Source organism: Pseudoalteromonas sp. TB51, assembly GCF_000498055.1.
Taxonomy (GTDB): Bacteria; Pseudomonadota; Gammaproteobacteria; order Enterobacterales; family Alteromonadaceae; genus Pseudoalteromonas; species Pseudoalteromonas atlantica.
In genome coordinates, this window is record NZ_AUTO01000091.1 from 1 (window position 1) to 2,134 (window position 2,134).

The window sequence follows — 2,134 nt, forward strand, 5'->3', positions numbered from 1 at the left end:
GGCTTACCCGTTTTAGGGTGCGCTAGGTATACGTCGAGCGTGTGGCCATCGCCGTTATACATAACACCAGGCTTTAAGTTGTCGGTTGAGCGCAACAAGTGGTCTTTATGTTTTTCACGATATAGTTTTGCACCCATACGATACGGGCTTTGTGGCCCTAGCTCGTGTGGCAGCGCATTTATAAAACGGCGTACTTGGTGATGCTCAGCCTTGTAGCCCTCTTTGTTTAACTGATCTGCCACTTGCGCAAAGCTTGGGCTATTAGGGCTGTGGTAAAGCTCAAGGCTACGGGCAAGCCAGCTGTACTGGGTTTGTGCTTTGCCTTTATGGTTAGGTAGTAACCCATTAATGCCGTTGTCTTTATAGGCGTTGCACCAATTATAAATGGTTGCGCGCCCGGGTAATTTACCCAGTGCATCAATAGCGATTGAAAGTGTAGCCATTGCTGTATTGGTGCGGTAGGCATTAACCAGTGCTTCAAACGCTTTTGGTAACGCGCATTCTTGGGTTAATAAATGGCGTACTATTACCGCCCTACTTTGGGCTTTTTTACGGGCTGTTTCGCTGGCATTTTGCCAACTTAGCTCGTTACCTATACTTGGTAACTTATTGTATTTTTGAACTGCAGGATGCATTGCTCTTTCCTACTTTTGGGTATTAATACGGTCGTTAAACATGGCGAGCATGTATTCACGGTTTGCTTGGGCGTCTTGCCATTCGTCTTCGGCAAATTGTGGTATGCACTCAGCGCCGGCTAAATGCTCTGGGCCAAACTCACCGCTTAAACGGTTTAACATGTGGGTAATGCGTTGCTGTACGGCTAACCATAAATGCCAGGTTGTTTGCGCTGCGCCTATACGGTGGTTTAAATCAAGGTCGCGGGCGTTACAAAGTTGCTCGGCCATGGCTATAAACTCTTCGAGCGACTCGTTAACAACGGCATTATGTGCAAACGACTTTTGGCGCACCTGTGCAACCAGCATAGGCAGCTCGTACATTTGCTTTGGGGCCTTGGTTAAGCGCTCAGTCTCTAAAGCGTTTATGAGCGTGGTTGTTTGATCTTCAAGCTCGGTGTGTTTGTTTTTAAGCTTGCGAATTTCTTTACGGAACTCACGTACTGATAAGTCATTAAGTGTTTCAAGGTCGTCGTCATCTAACGATTCAACAGTTTCAACCGGTAAGCGAGCCATTTCAATTAGCTTGCTTTTGTTCATGTTTAAAACNCCGCCGTTTTGACTCCGGCAATGCTAAAAACATTTTCGCGACAGTCATTGATTCCCTAACAGTTCTAGGAGCTAATGAATACTCACGTATTTTTGATTCAAACTCGCCGTGAGCGGAATGCATTTTGATAGACATATACAACAGCCCGCGTTTTGCTGTATCTATAAGTGCTTGCTCTTCCATCTGAATAACTAGCTGCCATGCACTTTCAACATTGTCAGGCATCACTAGATGAACTTGAGTAGCCATAGATTCAATTTTTTGAGCTAGCTGTTGTTGCTCTTCTGCACTAAAAACCTGAATTTCAGACGGTTCTTGGTCTTTGATAGTCATTATCTTTTAGCCTTAGTTGGGTTTTATAGCGGGTGGTGTAATGGTGACGTCATTCTTGATTGTCGTCGTTTGTCAGTAACGACTCTGCAATATAGCGTTGCATGGCAGTGCGCTCTTCTATTTCCATTTGCAGCTCAGCGTGTTGCTGCAATAACTGCGAGCGCTGATCGACCGCTTTAAATAAAATAGGTTTGAGCAATATATTGGCAGGCTCGGTTGAGCGCACGGCGTAACAAAGTGCCGGTAAAAAGTGCATGGGCATGTAGTGTGCTTGGCTGGGTGCTAGCCATTTATTAAGTTTGGCTTGGTCAACTTCGTTGTTTTGCGAGTGTAGTGCGTCGTTCATGCGGTCAGCTATTACTGGGCGGCTAAAGCCTGAGCGCTTCATAGCAGAGCAAACACTGTGAATAAACAAATGGTATATATCGCAATCTGGCGCTACGTCTGCGTCAAGTATGCTTTTGGTCATCTGTTTTTGTTGTGCCATTGTTAACTGTTCCATAGGTAAAAATCTCTTACAAAATTACATTGATTTAAAATGCGTAATTACCGATGCTGTCACTCAGCCGATAAAAGC

The 2,134-nt window shown here is 45.0% G+C and carries 2 protein-coding genes and 1 pseudogene; all 3 read right to left on the reverse strand.

From position 1 onward, the window contains the following. Positions 1-635 (reverse strand): annotated as a pseudogene (locus tag L650_RS0104430) (hypothetical protein); the annotation flags it as partial. A gap of 9 nt (positions 636-644) precedes the next feature. Continuing rightward, on the reverse strand, positions 645-1,214 hold the full coding sequence (locus L650_RS24460) for a hypothetical protein (protein ID WP_223230529.1): 570 nt from the start codon (positions 1,212-1,214) through the stop codon (positions 645-647). Positions 1,215-1,606: 392 nt separating this feature from the next. Next, positions 1,607-2,059, reverse strand: a complete 453-nt coding sequence (locus L650_RS0104440; RefSeq protein WP_085065424.1) for a hypothetical protein — start codon at positions 2,057-2,059, stop codon at positions 1,607-1,609. Between the last annotated feature and the right edge of the window lie 75 nt (positions 2,060-2,134).

Coding starts and splice junctions, on each gene's coding strand:
- L650_RS24460 (WP_223230529.1), bottom strand. CDS start 1,214: ATGAACAAAAGCAAGCTAATTGAAATGGCTCGCTTACCGGTTGAAACT.
- L650_RS0104440 (WP_085065424.1), bottom strand. CDS start 2,059: ATGGAACAGTTAACAATGGCACAACAAAAACAGATGACCAAAAGCATA.